The organism is Neorhizobium sp. DAR64872/K0K18 (assembly GCF_050500175.1).
Taxonomy (GTDB): Bacteria; Pseudomonadota; Alphaproteobacteria; order Rhizobiales; family Rhizobiaceae; genus Neorhizobium; species Neorhizobium soli.
Window position 1 is genome coordinate 1,872,758 of the sequence record NZ_CP191446.1, and the last position, 15,031, is coordinate 1,887,788.

12 protein-coding genes are annotated in these 15,031 nt (G+C 61.2%); 3 read left to right on the forward strand and 9 right to left on the reverse strand.

Features of this window, described 5'->3' with window-relative positions:
* Positions 1-20 precede the first annotated feature (20 nt).
* From ACQY1P_RS14645 to ACQY1P_RS14655, 3 genes are all read left to right on the forward strand, one after another.
* Complete coding sequence (locus ACQY1P_RS14645) at positions 21-1,694, forward strand: nitrite/sulfite reductase (protein ID WP_430254054.1); 1,674 nt, start codon at positions 21-23, stop codon at positions 1,692-1,694.
* Positions 1,694-2,203, forward strand: a complete 510-nt coding sequence (locus ACQY1P_RS14650; protein WP_430254056.1) for a DUF934 domain-containing protein — start codon at positions 1,694-1,696, stop codon at positions 2,201-2,203. The genes ACQY1P_RS14645 and ACQY1P_RS14650 overlap by 1 nt, the downstream gene beginning before the upstream one ends.
* Before the next feature lie 128 nt (positions 2,204-2,331).
* Complete coding sequence (locus ACQY1P_RS14655; RefSeq protein WP_430254058.1) at positions 2,332-3,147, forward strand: ferredoxin--NADP reductase; 816 nt, start codon at positions 2,332-2,334, stop codon at positions 3,145-3,147.
* 93 nt (positions 3,148-3,240) lie between these two features.
* Here ACQY1P_RS14655 and ACQY1P_RS14660 read toward each other — a convergent pair whose 3' ends face one another.
* From ACQY1P_RS14660 to dusB, 9 genes are all read right to left on the reverse strand, one after another.
* On the reverse strand, positions 3,241-4,512 hold the full coding sequence (locus ACQY1P_RS14660; protein ID WP_430254060.1) for an MFS transporter: 1,272 nt from the start codon (positions 4,510-4,512) through the stop codon (positions 3,241-3,243).
* A gap of 273 nt (positions 4,513-4,785) precedes the next feature.
* A complete protein-coding gene (gene hflX / locus ACQY1P_RS14665) occupies positions 4,786-6,216 on the reverse strand; it encodes a GTPase HflX (protein WP_209903444.1) in 1,431 nt (476 codons plus the stop codon).
* A gap of 2 nt (positions 6,217-6,218) precedes the next feature.
* Entirely contained in the window at positions 6,219-6,461 is a 243-nt protein-coding gene (hfq, locus tag ACQY1P_RS14670) for an RNA chaperone Hfq (RefSeq protein WP_007757453.1), read from the reverse strand.
* Positions 6,462-6,567: 106 nt separating this feature from the next.
* Positions 6,568-7,428 carry a D-amino-acid transaminase gene (locus tag ACQY1P_RS14675; protein WP_430254062.1) on the reverse strand — a complete coding sequence of 287 codons (861 nt, stop codon included), beginning with the start codon at positions 7,426-7,428 and terminating at the stop codon, positions 6,568-6,570.
* Positions 7,429-7,437: 9 nt separating this feature from the next.
* The gene (locus ACQY1P_RS14680; RefSeq protein ID WP_062456399.1) at positions 7,438-8,802 is read right to left on the reverse strand and encodes a sigma-54-dependent transcriptional regulator; all 1,365 of its coding nucleotides are present in this window, start codon (positions 8,800-8,802) and stop codon (positions 7,438-7,440) included.
* Positions 8,792-11,068, reverse strand: coding sequence for an ATP-binding protein (locus ACQY1P_RS14685; protein WP_430254065.1), 2,277 nt, complete (start codon positions 11,066-11,068; stop codon positions 8,792-8,794). The genes ACQY1P_RS14680 and ACQY1P_RS14685 overlap by 11 nt, the downstream gene beginning before the upstream one ends.
* A gap of 218 nt (positions 11,069-11,286) precedes the next feature.
* Complete coding sequence (gene ntrC / locus ACQY1P_RS14690) at positions 11,287-12,738, reverse strand: nitrogen regulation protein NR(I) (RefSeq protein WP_062456396.1); 1,452 nt, start codon at positions 12,736-12,738, stop codon at positions 11,287-11,289.
* Positions 12,738-13,883: a two-component system sensor histidine kinase NtrB gene (locus tag ACQY1P_RS14695; protein WP_174196560.1), complete on the reverse strand. Its 1,146-nt coding sequence runs from the start codon at positions 13,881-13,883 to the stop codon at positions 12,738-12,740. Before ACQY1P_RS14695 ends, ntrC begins: the two co-directional genes overlap by 1 nt.
* Entirely contained in the window at positions 13,880-14,902 is a 1,023-nt protein-coding gene (gene dusB / locus ACQY1P_RS14700) for a tRNA dihydrouridine synthase DusB (RefSeq protein ID WP_430256715.1), read from the reverse strand. Before dusB ends, ACQY1P_RS14695 begins: the two co-directional genes overlap by 4 nt.
* Positions 14,903-15,031: the final 129 nt, after the last annotated feature.

The window sequence follows — 15,031 nt, forward strand, 5'->3', positions numbered from 1 at the left end:
ACCGAGAGTTCAGGAACATCATGTATCGTTACGACGAATTCGACCACGCATTTGTATCAGGCCGCGTGGAGCAGTTCCGCGATCAGGTGGAGCGTCGCCTGTCCGGCGCGCTTGCCGAGGATGCGTTCAAGCCGCTGCGCCTGATGAACGGCGTCTATCTCCAGCTGCATGCCTACATGCTGCGCGTCGCCATCCCCTATGGCACGCTGAATGCAAAGCAGATGCGGATGCTTGCCCATATCGCCCGCAAGTATGATCGCGGTTACGGCCATTTCACCACCAGGCAGAACATCCAGTACAACTGGCCGAAACTGTCGGATACGCCGGATATCCTGGCCGAACTCGCAACCGTCGAAATGCACGCGCTACAGACATCGGGCAACTGTATCCGCAACGTCACCGCGGATCATTTCGCAGGCGCTGCAGCCGACGAAGTCGCCGATCCGCGACCTTACGCGGAAATCCTGCGCCAGTGGTCGTCGGTCCATCCCGAATTCTCGTTCCTGCCCCGCAAGTTCAAGATCGCCGTGACCGGCGCTGAGCGCGACCGTGCCGCGATCCAGGTGCATGATATCGGCCTGCACCTGAAGAAGAACGACAAGGGCGAGATCGGCTTTGCCGTCTATGTCGGCGGCGGACAGGGCCGCACGCCGCTGATCGCCAAGAAGATCCGCGACTTCCTGCCGGAAGAGGATCTCCTCTCCTACACGACCGCGATCATGCGCGTGTACAATCTAAACGGTCGCCGCGACAACAAGTACAAGGCCCGCATCAAGATCCTCGTGCACGAAACCGGCGTCGAGGAACTGACCCGTCAGGTGGAAGAAGAATTCCAGCACCTGCAGGGCACCGAGCTGAAACTGCCGGAACAGGATATCGAGGCGATCACCGCCTATTTCGCACCGCCCGCCCTGCCGAACCGCGACGAGGGCTGGACGGAACTTGCCAGTTGGAAGCGTCAGGACGAGAACTTTGCCCGCTGGGTGGATCAGAACGTCCAGCCCCACAAGCATCCGGACTACGGCATGGTCACCATCTCCCTGAAGCCCATCGGCGGCATTCCGGGCGATGCGTCCGATGTGCAGATGGATGTGATGGCCGATCTGGCCGAAGAATTCGGCCATGACGAAATCCGCATCAGCCACGAGCAGAACGTCATCCTGCCGCATGTGGCGCTGGCCGATCTCGAGCCGCTTTATCGCGCCCTCGCCGCACACAATCTGGCAACGGCAAACTCCAACCTGATCACGGACATGATCGTCTGTCCCGGCTTGGATTACTGTGCTTTGGCGAACGCCCGTTCGATCCCGGTCGCGCAGGAAATCTCCACGCGTTTCGGCTCCCCGGAGCGGCAGGCAGAAATCGGTGAGCTGAAGATCAAGATCTCCGGCTGCATCAACGCCTGCGGCCACCACCATGTCGGCCATATCGGCCTTCTGGGCGTCGAGAAGAAGGGCACCGAGCTCTACCAGATCACGCTTGGCGGTTCGGCCGACGAGAACACCTCGATCGGCGAAATCATCGGTCGCGGCTTCGAGCCGTCGAAGGTGACGGACGCGATCGAAACCATCGTCAACACCTATCTCGGTCTCCGCCAGGGCCAGGAGGAAACCTTCCTCGCTGCCTATCGCCGGGTTGGGCCGCAGCCCTTCAAGGATGCGCTCTACGGTGATGCGAAGGCGAAGGCTGCGTGATGGCGAAGATCTGGAGAGAAACCGGCTTCGTCGCCAACGACCCCTGGGTCATCGAGACGGAAGAGGTAAAGGCCGAGGGCGAGCAAAAGCCTCTGCTTCCGCTGGCCGAATTCATCGAGAAGGCGGAAGGCAGCAACGATGTCGGTCTCGGAGTGCTGATCAAGCCCGCAGACGACGTCCGGAAGCTTGAGCCCTATCTCTACCGCATCGAACTTGTGGCGGTGGAGTTCCCCGCCTTCAGCGATGGCCGCGCCTTCAGCCACGCCTCGCTGCTGCGCGATCGTCTAGCCTACAAGAACGAGTTGCGCGCCGTGGGCGATGTCCTGATCGACCAGGTGCCCCTGATGCTGCGGTGTGGCATCGACAGTTTCGCGGTCACCAACACGACTGCGCTGCAGCGTCTGGAGGAAGGCCGCCTGCCCGGCATTGACGTCCACTACCAGCCAACGGCCCGTCCTGCGGAGCCAGGCCAAGGCTATAGCTGGCGCCGCCGCTCGGTACCGGCTTGAAAAGCTGACATCAGAAGACATATTTTCTCAGCGATCGGCCAGAAAGCGCGGCCGATTGCTTCATAAGCGCGGCTCGATAGTGTATTTCGCTGCTGCGAGACCAATCTGACCGAGTAACGGACGAGACTATGAACGCACCTGCCAAGACCGAAGAGTTTGCCGTGAAGATCCCGGATGGAGTCTACGCCGAAACCGTGCTTTCGGTGGAGCATTTCACGGATCATCTGTTCCGCTTCCGCATGACACGTCCGGCAGGCTTCCGCTTCCGGTCAGGCGAATTTGCCATGATCGGCCTGATGGTCGGCGACAAGCCGATCTACCGCGCCTATTCGATTGCCAGCCCCTCCTGGGACGAAGAGATCGAGATCTTCTCGATCAAGGTTCCGGATGGCCCGCTGACCTCGCATCTGCAGGCGATCAAGCCGGGCGATACGGTTCTGATGCGCAAGAAGCCGACCGGAACGCTTGTGCTCGACGCGCTGACGCCGGGCAAGCGTCTCTACATGTTCTCGACCGGCACGGGCATTGCTCCGTTCGCAAGTCTGATCCGCGATCCGGAAACCTACGAGAAGTTCGATGAGGTCATCCTGACCCATACCTGCCGCGAAGTGGCGGAGCTGAAATACGGGTTCGACCTGATGGAGGAGATCCGCAGTCACGAGTTCCTCTCCGAAGTCGTCGGCACCAAGCTGAAGCATTATCCGACCGTTACCCGCGACGCGGCGTTCCCGTATCAGGGCCGCATCACGGACCTGATCGACAACGGCAAGCTGTTCACCGATCTCGGGGTGCCGCCGCTCGACCCCGCTGTCGACCGCGGCATGATCTGCGGCTCGGCTGCGATGCTGAAAGACACCAAGGAACGGCTGGAAAATGCCGGCCTGACCGAAGGTGCCAACAACAAGCCGAGCGAGTTCGTCATCGAACGTGCCTTCGTTGGATGAGCTTCTGAGATATCGGTTTAAAAGACCGGTCTAATGATCTGATTATATATGCCGCGATCCCCGAATACATCCGGGGATCGCGGCATCTCTGTTTCAGCCGAGCGACTTTTGCGATGGCGCGATTTCCTTGTGGTAGATCGCAAAGACGGCCACGGCGATCAGCGCGACGCCGCCCCCGACGAGATGAGAGACCGCATAGCCTCCTTGGCTGACCACATAGCCGGCAACGACGTTGCTGAGCGATGCGCCGAGGCCCTGGACCGTCATCAAGCTCGCAAAGCCGACATTGAAACGGCCTGTACCCTTGAGGATGCGTTCCACTGCAACCGGTGTGACGATGCCAAGCAGCCCGGCACCGACGCCGTCGAGGATCTGGACCGGCCACACGACCCAGAAACCGTCGAAGCTGCCGGCGATCAAACCGCGGATCGGTAGCGCAGCAAGCCCGATGGCAAGCGTCGCGGCGAGGCCGAGCCTTCGGATCAGGAACGGCGTCACGACCGCGACAGCCACCATCGAGAGCTGGGCAATGCCTGTGATGATCGCCGTGGTCCGGAACGGCGTTCCGAGTTCGATGGCGAACTGCTGGGCGATCAACCGGCTCATCGGCGCGTTGCCGAAATGGAAGATCATCAGGATCAGTGCAAGCAGAATAAGTCCCCGGCTTTTCAGAAGCACACTAAAACCGGATGGCGCCTTCGCCGCGCTAGCGTCTGCCCCGCTGCCGTTGTCCGCCGCAAGGCCGCGGGCGACCTTGTGATCGATGCGATCAGGATCGATCATTGCGACTGCTGCAAGAGCACCGAACGCCGTCGCGATCATCAGCCAGATCATGCCACCCTGCCCGAACAGCGAGATGATGACGTAGACGGCAAACAGCGAGGCGAAATTGCCTGTGTGGTTCCAGAACTCGTTGCGAGCGATCTGTTGCGAAAACAGCTTCTCGCCGACGAGACCCAGCGTCAGGCCGGCCAGTGCCGGACCGATCACGGCGCCGACGACGGCGGTCCCGATCTGACCGATCCAGACAATTGCCGGATTGGGGGAAAGAAGCGTTACCAGCGCTGCAGCGGTGACCACCACGACCGGAATGGCGACGAGCGCCCGTTTCCACGACGTTCCATCGACCAGCGCCCCGCAAAGCGGCGTGGCCGCCAGTCCGATCAAGCCACCGACCGTGGCGATCAGGCCGAGTGACATCGATGACCAGCCTTGCGTCGCAAGGAAAGCATCAAGAAACGGCCCGAGCCCATCACGCGCATCGGCTAGAAAGAAATTGAGGAGGCAGAGCGCCGCCAGAGATCGGTCGGAGAAGATGCGCGGTGGATTGCCACCCGCAGATTTGTGAAGAACGGATGATGTCATCAGGAGCGAACCTTAGCTGGAGAGCGCAGCCTAAATGCATCCGCCAAGCTTTGGTTGCTTCCGCCGCCCGTGAATTACGCGTAAACCCTATTTAATACTCAAATATTGTCAGTGTGTTAGCTTCGCGCCACGAAGATGAATACGTATCACAATGGAGCGTTACTGGACTGGCGTTTTCCGACATAGGTTCACAAAGCGAATTACCATCCGTATGGAGGGAAATACGCTCCCGCGAACCTTCGCAGCAGCTACAGGGAATGAAGAAGGAGCGTCTTACCGCTCCCACTCTTCCTTGTCCGGCTTTGCGCCGTTCCCGAGCCTGCGCTCCAGTTCAGAAGCCTGCCGATCCGTGAGTTTGACGACCAGCGTCACCGAGCCGTCCTCATTGTCCTCACGCTCGCTCACCACGGCATTGCCGTAGACCCAGGAGACGAGTGCCAGCTTATCGGCCGGGATCACGATCTCGGCCTCGGTCAGCACGCCGGAAAGCCGGTTCGAGACTTCATCGAGCAGTGCCTCGACGCCTTCGCCTGTGATCGCCGAGACGGCCATGATGTTGGCGCGCCCCTGGGCTCGCTCGAACAGCGCGTCGTGGCTTTCCGGGTCGAGCCGGTCGATCTTGTTCCAGACCTCGATGATGCGCTTCTCGCTCTCCTTCTCGTCGATCCCGAGATCGGCGAGGATGCGCAGCACGTCAGCCGACTGGGCGGCATTGTCAGGGTCGGACATGTCGCGCACATGCAGCACGAGATCGGCTTCCAGCACCTCTTCCAGCGTCGCGCGGAAGGCGGCGACAAGGTGGGTCGGAAGATCGGAGATGAACCCGACCGTATCGGACATGATGACGGTGCGGCCATGCGGCAGCTTCATCCGGCGCAGCGTTGGATCGAGCGTCGCAAACAGCATGTCCTCGGCCAGCACACCGGCGCCGGTAATGCGGTTGAACAGCGTCGACTTGCCGGCATTGGTATAGCCGACCAGCGCCACGATCGGATGCGGCACCTTGCGGCGTTTGGCGCGGTGCAGCTGGCGGGTCCGCACGACCTGTTCAAGCTCCCTCTCGAGCTTGATGATCTTGTCCTGCAACTGCCGTCTGTCGGCTTCGATCTGGGTTTCACCGGGACCGCCCATGAAGCCCGCACCACCGCGCTGGCGTTCAAGGTGGGTCCAGGACCGAACGAGGCGGCCCTTCTGGTAATTCAGGTGAGCGAGATCGACCTGCAGCGTGCCTTCCTTGGTGGAGGCACGGCGGCCGAAGATTTCCAGAATGAGGCCGGTGCGGTCAATGACCTTGGCGCCCCATTCCTTCTCGAGATTGCGTTGCTGGACAGGTGTCAGCGGATGATCGACGATGACGAGCCCGGCATCCTTCTCGTCGAGAAGTGCCTTGATCTCTTCGATCTTGCCGGTGCCCATCAGCGTGGCGGGCCGCGGCTGACCGACGGTTACGATCATGCCTTCGGCGATCTCGAGATCGATCGCACGGGCAAGGCCGGTCGCTTCTTCAAGACGGGCTTCGTTGGATCGCTGCGGCGCGGCAGGTCTTGAGGGCGCAGGCGTGGCTGTCGCCTCACCCTGCCCGCTGCGTGCCCGGCTCTGTTTCAGCACAGGCACGATGACGACAGCGCGCATGTCGTCCCGGTGCTTTTCGGCTTCCGGGACTATTGATTCGTTCGAGGTATCGCGATTGGAGATTCTATCGATCCTTAAGCAGCGTTTTCTTCTGTCTCGAACATCTGCATCGGCTGGCCCGGCATGATGGTGGAGATAGCGTGCTTATACACGAGCTGCGAGTGTCCGTCACGGCGTAGAAGCACACAGAAATTGTCGAACGAGGTCACGACGCCCGTGAGCTTCACCCCGTTGATCAGGAATATCGTCAGGGAAATCTTCTGTTTGCGGACTGTGTTGAGAAACAAATCCTGCAGGTTCTGAGAACGTTCCGCCATAGCGTCGCTTCTTTCTTTCTTGCCGGTCATTGCCGGAAGCTGATCAAAATTTCTAGAGTTGAGCGGGAAACGCCCTCGTGTTTCCCTTCCCCTGACAGTCTGGTTATCAAATCGCCGTCTTCTCCGCAATCGCGAAAAAAGCTTCCCTTATATCGCTTGAGACGGTGCCTGGATGGCCGTTCGCGACGGGCTTACCATCGACCTCGACGACCGGAACGCAAATGCCGGTTGCGGATGTCATGAAGGCCTCGCGGGCGCCATGCATTTCGTCCACGGAGAACTCCCGCTCGACAAAAACCAGGCCGAGCTTCGCCGCAACGTCGATCGCCGTGGTGCGGGTAATGCCCTTCAGGATCCCATGCTCCGCCGGCCGCGTGACGAGCTTGCCATCCGGCGTGACGATCCAGGCATTGGCCGACGCACCTTCCAGCACCATGCCGTCGCGCGTCACGAAGATCGCGTCATGGGCACCCGCATCACGGGCCTGCTGCTTGGCAAGAACGTTGGGCAAGAGGCCGACAGTCTTGATGTCGACTCGATCCCAGCGGTTTTCAAGGAGCGTGATCACCTTGATGCCGATCGCGTACTTCTTGGCAAGCAGCGACGGATCGGTGCTCTTGGCAGTGATCGTGATGGTCGGAGCCGTCCCTTCCGGCGGGAAGAAATGGTCGCGCTTTGCCGCACCGCGTGTCACCTGCATGTAGAAGATGCCGTTGCGAACCCGGTTGCGGCGCAGCACTTCCCGGATGACGAGGGTGAGTGCCGCGCGGCTCATCGGCTGGGTGATACGCAGCTCGCTCAGCGACCGGTCGAGCCGGTTCAGATGCCGCGTCAGATCAACGATCAGACCCTCCCGGACCTCGCAGACTTCGTAGACACCATCGGCGAACTGGAAACCGCGGTCCTCGATATGAACCGCAGCCTCGGAATGCCTGACATACTGACCGTTGACGTAAGCGATACGCATGGTGACCCCTTACACGCCCAGCGACTTCAGTTTGCGGTGCAGCGCCGAGCGCTCCATGCCGACGAATTCCGCTGTGCGCGAAATGTTGCCGCCGAAGCGGTTGATCTGCGCGACGAGATAGTCGCGTTCGAACATTTCACGCGCCTCGCGCAGAGGCAGCGTCATGATGTGGACATCGCCCTTGGATGAGACTTTCGGCAGCATGTCGCCGAGATCCGGCGGCAGCATATCCGCTGATATCGCCGTATCAGGACCGTCGGTGCGGGCAAGTATCATCAGCCGTTCGATATTGTTGCGCAGCTGGCGGATATTGCCCGGCCAGTCATGCGCCTGCAGCACCGCCATGGCATCGTCCCCGATCTTGCGGGCGCGGATGCCCGCCTGCTCGGAAATCTGGCGCATGAACATGTCGACAAGGAAAGGAATATCCTCCCGCCGTTCGGCAAGCGCCGGTACCTTGACCGGCACGACCGCGAGGCGGTGATAGAGATCTTCGCGAAACGCCCCTTCGGCAATCAGGCTCTCGAGATTGAGGGCGGTGGACGAGATGATGCGCACATCGACCTTCACACGCTTGGAACCGCCGACGCGTTCGAACTGCTGATCAACAAGCACGCGCAGGATCTTGTTCTGCGTCTCGCGTGGCATTTCGCCGATCTCGTCGAGATAGAGAATGCCGCGATGCGCCTCTTCCAGCGCACCGATCTTGCGCGGCTGGCCGGGCCCGCCCTCGGTCCCGAACAACGCGATCTCCATGCGGTCAGGCGTGATCGTTGCGGCGTTGAGCGCCACGAACGGCCCCGTCACTCGCGAGGACTTCTTGTGTATCATCCGTGCCACCAGCTCCTTGCCGGAACCGGAAGGGCCGAGAATCATGATGCGGCTGTTGGTGGGCGATACCTTCTCGATCGTCTGGCGAAGCTGCGACACGGCAACCGACGTGCCGACCAGTTCGGCGGCGTCCCCGGTACGGCGCTTCAGCTCGGTCACTTCGCGCTTCAGCTTGGAATTTTCGAGCGCGCGCTCCGCAATCAGGATCAGCCGATCGGCCTTGAACGGCTTTTCGATAAAGTCGAAGGCACCGCGCTTGATGGCTGATACCGCCGTCTCGACATTGCCGTGACCGGAAATCATGACGACGGGGAGGTCCGGGTGACGGGACTTGATCTCCTCGAGGAGTGCCAGACCATCGAGACGTGATCCCTGCATCCAGATATCGAGAAAGACGAGCCGTGGCACACGGTCGGATATCGTCGCAAGTGCGCTGTCCGCATCGTGGGCCGTTCGCGTTTCATGGCCCTCGTCGGACAGGATCCCCGAAACGATGTCACGAATGTCGGCCTCGTCATCGACGACAAGAATATCAGATGCCATATGCCAGTTCCCTATCGTTATTATCTGTGTTGGGCTTTGCCACCCGCTCGACATGCGGCAGCAGCACCCGGATCATGGCGCCCTTGCCATGATCGAAATCGTGAGGGGCATCGTGCAGCTCCAGCTGTCCGCCGTGCTCCTCGATGATCTTCTTGACGATCGCGAGGCCAAGGCCCGTGCCCTTCTCGCGCATCGTCATGTATGGCTCCAGAATACGGTGCCGGTTTTCGGTCGGCAGTCCGTTGCCGTTGTCGATGATATCGACGACGAACGTGTCCCGGCCTTTTTCGAGAGCCGCGCGGACCATGATCTTGCGGCCGTCGCGCTCTTGATCGCTCGGCACCGCCTCGATCGCCTCGACTGCATTCTTGACGAGGTTTCCGAAAGCCTGGCCCAGCATGCGGGCATCGAACAGGCCTTTGAGAGGCTGATCGCCGAGCTCGCGAATGAAGTCCACATGTGTCTCACCCATTTCGCGCAGGAAGATGGCATCGCGCAGGATATCGCGCAGGTCCGCATCTTCCTTGGCGGGCTTCGGCATGCGGGCAAACGAGGAGAATTCATCGACCATGCGGCCGATATCGCCCACCTGGCGCACGATCGTATCGGTGCACTGGTCGAACACGGCCCGGTCGCTGGCGTCGATCTGCTTGCCGTAGCGGCGCTTCAGGCGCTCGGCAGAAAGCTGGATCGGGGTGAGCGGGTTCTTGATCTCGTGCGCGATACGCCGCGCCACATCCGCCCAGGCGGTGGAACGCTGGGCAATGACGAGGTCGGTAATGTCATCCAGCGTGATGACATAGGCATCCTGCGGCGAACGCTGCTCTTCACGGGTGACCTGGACGGACAGCGTCCGCTCGGTGCCGTTGCGCATCAGGTTGACCTGCTTGCGGAAATCACCGCGCGAGCGGGCGGTCGCCTCAGTCAGAACGTGGTCGATCTCGGGCGCTACATCATCAAGCGTCTTGCCCATCAGCTCCTCGGCAGGCGCACCGAGAAAGTCTTCGGCCGTCGGATTGACGATGGTGATGCGGCGATCCGCCTCGACGCCGATGACGGCAGCGGTCACGCCCGACAGCACGGCTTCGATAAACCGGCGGCGGTCGTCGACCTCGTCCTTGGCCTCGAGAATTTCATCGCGCTGGCTGCGGATTTCGGAAATCATCTTGTTGAAGGTGCGCGACAGGCTGCCCACGTCACCGTCGACAGTGCGAACCGGGACGACGACGTTGAGATTGCCGGTCGCGACGCTGTCTGCCGCACTGATCAGAAGCCGGATCGGTCGAACGATACGGTCGGCAACCGCGATGGCGGCCCAGATGGCGGCCAGAAGCACGATCAGCGCAAAGCCGAGATAGAGCACGGCGAAGGCGACCTGCAGCGACATGCGGCCGGCTTCCATCGCCTTGTATTCGGCGGTGTTCTCCTCCATCAGCCGCATCGCGTTCATGACGCGCGGATCGACGGCCCGGATCGTGTAGAGAAAGGCGCCCGGGATCGTATCGATCTTGATGACGGCGCCAACCAGGTTGGTAATGCCCGGCGGGATCAGCGTCGGCTGGCCGGACGCAGCGCTCTTCAATGCATCCTGCGGAATGGCGGGAAGCGGCTTTTCCGTCTTGATGTCGGCCTGTGCGACCGCCTGGCCATCCTCCTGCACCAGGAAGGCGCCGAGCAGACCACGGCCTCGCGCCTGACGGGTCAGAAGATCGATGAAACCGGTGCGGTCAAGGTAATACATCGCCCGGTTCCGCTCGAGATCGTTCGACATCGAGACGGTCTGGCCCTGAAGATAACTTGCGTTCTCCATCATATAGGCCCGCGCAACGTCCTGCGACGACTGCACGATCGACTGGGTGCGCAGCGAAAACCAGCGATCCAGACCGACGCTCAGCGTCAGGCTGGCAAAGATCGCAACCAGCACGGCGGGCGTGATCGCGACGAACGAGAACAGGACGACGATGCGGACATGCAGACGGGCCGCCGCACGGCCACGACGCCTGGCCTTTACCAGTCGTCCGACCTCTCTGCCGATCAGGTAGACAAGGCCGAGAATGAACAGCGAATTGATTGCGGCGGACGCGATCACGACATTGGTCGTCGGCGCGACCGGCGTCACGCCCAGCAGCACGAACAGCGTCAGTGTGGCGCAGATCAGAGCACCACCGGCAAGAAGCAGGCCCGGCAGCGCGAAGGATGCACGCCGATCGTGGACTACAGCTGCCGGCTCCGTTTCGGCCGACTGCGTTGCAGCGCCATCCGTCATCGTTAAAACCCCGGCCTTCGTGGCGTGGCCGGTGCGGATATCTCATCCGGACGCAGACGCCAGTCATTCATTTGCAACGAAAACTCGCGCTGCTCGGGCCGAGCCTGGAGGCTCAGCCTGAAGCGTAAATCTGCGTGATGTTTAAGCAACGCTTTGTGGCGAAAATGCAACGATGAAGCAGAAGTGTCAAGCGATTGTGGCGAACGGAAATGACAGGACTACGCGCCGCGGGAGCTGCGATAGACCGAAACGCCCAGTTCGCGGATCTTCTTGCGCAGAGTATTGCGGTTGAGGCCGAGAAGATCCGCCGCCTTGATCTGGTTGCCACGGGTGGCCGTCAGCGCGGCAAGGATCAATGGATACTCCATTTCCGTCAAAACCCGGTCGTAAAGACCTGGCGGCGGCAGGTTTTCGCCGAAACCGGCAAAGTATGACCGCATGTTCTCTTCGACGGCCTGGGCAATGGTGAGAGACCCTGAACGGGCCGTCATCTTGTCGATCGGGCTATCCGGCACATCGGAGCGAAGCTCCGTTTCGATGATCTCGCGGGTGATCACATCCTGTGGATAAAGCGCCATCAGGCGGCGCACGAGGTTTTCCAGCTCGCGCACGTTGCCCGGCCATGCATAGGCCTTCATCGCATCCAGCGCTTCCGTTTCGAAACGCTTGCCGTCGAGACCTTCCTTCTCCGCCATCTGCATGAAATGACGGACGAGGTCGGGAATATCTTCGGCGCGATCCCTGAGCGGTGGAAGGCGCAAAGGAACGACGTTGAGGCGATAATAAAGGTCCTCGCGGAACAGACCCTGGTTGATGAGTTGTTTCAGGTCCTTGTTGGTCGCGGCAACGATGCGCACGTCGGTGCGGATCGGCGTGCGACCGCCAACCGTCGTATATTCGCCCTGCTGAAGAACGCGAAGAAGCCGTGTCTGGGCATCCATCGGCATGTCGCCGATTTCGTCGAGGAATAGCGTTCCGCCTTCTGCCTGTTCGAAACGGCCGGTCGAGCGGTTCTGGGCGCCGGTGAAGGCTCCCTTCTCATGGCCGAACAGTTCCGACTCGATCAGATCGCGCGGAATTGCCGCCATGTTGATCGCGACGAAGGGGCCGTTGCGGCGCTTGCCGTAGTCATGCAGGGCGCGGGCGACAAGCTCCTTGCCGGTGCCCGACTCGCCGGTAATCATCAGCGTCAGGTCGGTCTGCATCAGACGCGCCAGAACGCGATAGATTTCCTGCATCGCCGTCGAACGGCCGACCAGCGGCATGCCGTCCTGCGTATCGTCGTCGAGGCGGGCCGGCTTGCGCTTCGGCTCGGCCAGCGCCCGGCCGATGATGGCGATCAGCTCGGTGAGGTCGAACGGCTTCGGCAGATAGTCGTAAGCGCCCTTCTCCGAGGCCTTGATGGCGGTCATGAACGTGTTCTGGGCGCTCATGACCAGTACCGGAAGATCCGGCCTCGCCTTCTTGATGCGCGGCAGGAGGTCGAACGCGTTCTCGTCCGGCATGATCACGTCGGTGACGACAAGATCGCCCTCGCCGGCGGAAATCCAGCGCCATAGCGTTGCGGCATTCGATGTAATGCGGACGTCATAACCGGCGCGGGTTAGCGCCTGGTTGAGAACCGTGCGGATGGCTGCGTCGTCGTCTGCGACAAGGATCGTGGCAGTCATTAATCGCTTCCTGTGAAGTTCAAGGCGCGGCCATCGCCGCCTTCTTCCTTGTGCATGGGCATAAGAACGCGGAATATCGTCCGGCGCGGCTGGCTGTCGCATTCGATGATGCCGCCATGGGCACCAATGATCTTAGCAACCAGCGCCAGACCAAGGCCGGAACCGTTCGTCTTGGTGGTGATGAAGGGGTCAAACAGATGCGGCAGGATATCGGCCGGGACGCCCGGACCGTTGTCGATGACGCAAAATTCCAGCGGCAGCGAGATCTTCTCCCGCGTGCCGGCAACCGACAGGCGGATGCCCGGCCGGTAGGCGGTGGTCAGCATGATCTCAGCATCCGGCTGATCACCCACCGCTTCGGCGGCATTCTTGATGAGGTTCAAAAACACCTGCACCAGCTGGTCGCGGTTCGCATAGACCGGCGGCAGCGACGGATCGTACATTTCCGCGATTTTGATGTCGCGTCCGAACCCCGCCTTGGCGATGGCCTTCACATGATCGAGCACGGAGTGGATGTTGAGCGGCATCCGGTCGATCGGACGCTCGTCGGAGAACACTTCCATACGGTCGACCAGCGACACGATCCGGTCGGTCTCGTCGCAGATCAGCCGGGTCAGAGAGCGGTCTTCGTCCGGCACGACCGACTCGAGGAGCTGGGCCGCGCCGCGGATGCCGGAGAGCGGGTTCTTGATCTCGTGCGCCAGCATCGACGCGAGGCCGGTGACCGATCGCGCCGCTGCCCGGTGGGTCAGCTGGCGGTCGATCTTGTCGGCCATCGAGCGCTCCTGGAACACCACGACGACAGACCCCGGTTCGCTGACGACAGGCGCGACATAGAGGTCGACCAGCTTTTCTTGGCCAAGCCGCGGCGACGACAGGTCGACACGGTACTCGTTGACGGGCGCCTTGCGCTCGCGCACCTGATCGATCAGCGCAAGAAGCGGGCTTCCGAATGGAATGAAACTCGAGATCGTGTTCTTGGCGAGATGCGAGGCGCTGGAGCCGAAGAACGACTCGGCTTCCCAGTTGGCAAACGCGACCCTGCCTTCGGCATCGACAAGGATGACCGGGTTCTGAACGGAATTGAGAACCGCCATGGCCAGCGCTTGTCCCTGCGCGGCATCGGGTGCGGGAGACTTGGTCATGCTGCCTTCCTTGCCGACTCATCGAACGCACCGTCGAGCAGTGCCGACGACATTCTTTTCGAAACGTCGGTCGCGTCCTTCGAGATCATGATTGCGCCCTTCTGATCTGCCGGCAGGTTCGGCGCGAACCGGTCGAGATACCAGCCGAGATGTTTCCTTGCGTGCCGAAGCCCGCCCTCGCGTCCATAGAGCTCCAGCATCGCTTCGTAATGTTCAACGACGATGACAGCCATCTCCTCGCGACCCGGTGCAGCCGCGCCGGCCAGCCATCCGATATGCCAGGGACGACCCTGCGCACCGCGTCCGACCATGACCGCATCGGCGCCTGAACGCCGGATGATCTCGGCCGCATCTTCCGGCGTCTCGACATCGCCGTTGGCGATGAGCGGGATCGAGATTTCATCGCGAACGGCACGAATGGCACCCCAGTCCGCCTTGCCCTCGTAGAACTGCATGCGGGTGCGGCCATGAATGGTGATCATCCGGGCACCGGCCTGTTCGGCGCGCCGCGAGATGTCTGGCGCGTTGATGGTATTCTCGTCCCAGCCGAGCCGCATCTTGACGGTGACCGGCACGTTGACCGCCTTGACGGTCGCCTCGATCATCGACAGCGCGTGATCGGGATCGCGCATCAGCGCCGAACCGGAATAGCCACCCGTCACCTTTTTGGCCGGACAGCCCATGTTGATGTCGATGATATCGGCACCATTGGCTTCGGCGATCTTTGCCGCCTCCGCCATCCAGTGCGCTTCGCGACCGGCGAGCTGCACCATATGCGGCGTGATCCCCGTTCCCTGCAGGCGCGACCAGGATTCCTCGCGGTTCATCACCAGCTCGCGGCTCGCCACCATCTCGGTCACGACCAGACCCGCACCGTGACGCCAGGCAAGCGTGCGGAACGGGAGATCGGTGACGCCGGACATCGGCGCCAGGACGACCCGATTACGGATGGCGACTGGCCCGATATGAAAAGATGAGGATAGATCAGGGAGCGACAAATGATGATCTTTCGGGCAGATAATTCTTCTGCACTATTTTTATTCAGGAGTCATGCGTTTGCCAAGGGCAATTCACGAGCTGCGTTATTTTTAAGCGACGTGCTGGAATTAAGGCTTTTGGTCCTATAGTTCTGCGGCTGTCAACCTCCC

Coding starts and splice junctions, on each gene's coding strand:
- ACQY1P_RS14675 (WP_430254062.1), bottom strand. CDS start 7,428: ATGCGTATCGCTTACGTCAACGGTCAGTATGTCAGGCATTCCGAGGCT.
- ACQY1P_RS14645 (WP_430254054.1), top strand. CDS start 21: ATGTATCGTTACGACGAATTCGACCACGCATTTGTATCAGGCCGCGTG.
- ACQY1P_RS14680 (WP_062456399.1), bottom strand. CDS start 8,802: ATGGCATCTGATATTCTTGTCGTCGATGACGAGGCCGACATTCGTGAC.
- hfq (WP_007757453.1), bottom strand. CDS start 6,461: ATGGCGGAACGTTCTCAGAACCTGCAGGATTTGTTTCTCAACACAGTC.
- ACQY1P_RS14660 (WP_430254060.1), bottom strand. CDS start 4,512: ATGACATCATCCGTTCTTCACAAATCTGCGGGTGGCAATCCACCGCGC.
- ACQY1P_RS14685 (WP_430254065.1), bottom strand. CDS start 11,068: ATGACGGATGGCGCTGCAACGCAGTCGGCCGAAACGGAGCCGGCAGCT.
- ACQY1P_RS14655 (WP_430254058.1), top strand. CDS start 2,332: ATGAACGCACCTGCCAAGACCGAAGAGTTTGCCGTGAAGATCCCGGAT.
- ACQY1P_RS14650 (WP_430254056.1), top strand. CDS start 1,694: ATGGCGAAGATCTGGAGAGAAACCGGCTTCGTCGCCAACGACCCCTGG.
- ACQY1P_RS14695 (WP_174196560.1), bottom strand. CDS start 13,883: ATGACCAAGTCTCCCGCACCCGATGCCGCGCAGGGACAAGCGCTGGCC.
- ntrC (WP_062456396.1), bottom strand. CDS start 12,738: ATGACTGCCACGATCCTTGTCGCAGACGACGACGCAGCCATCCGCACG.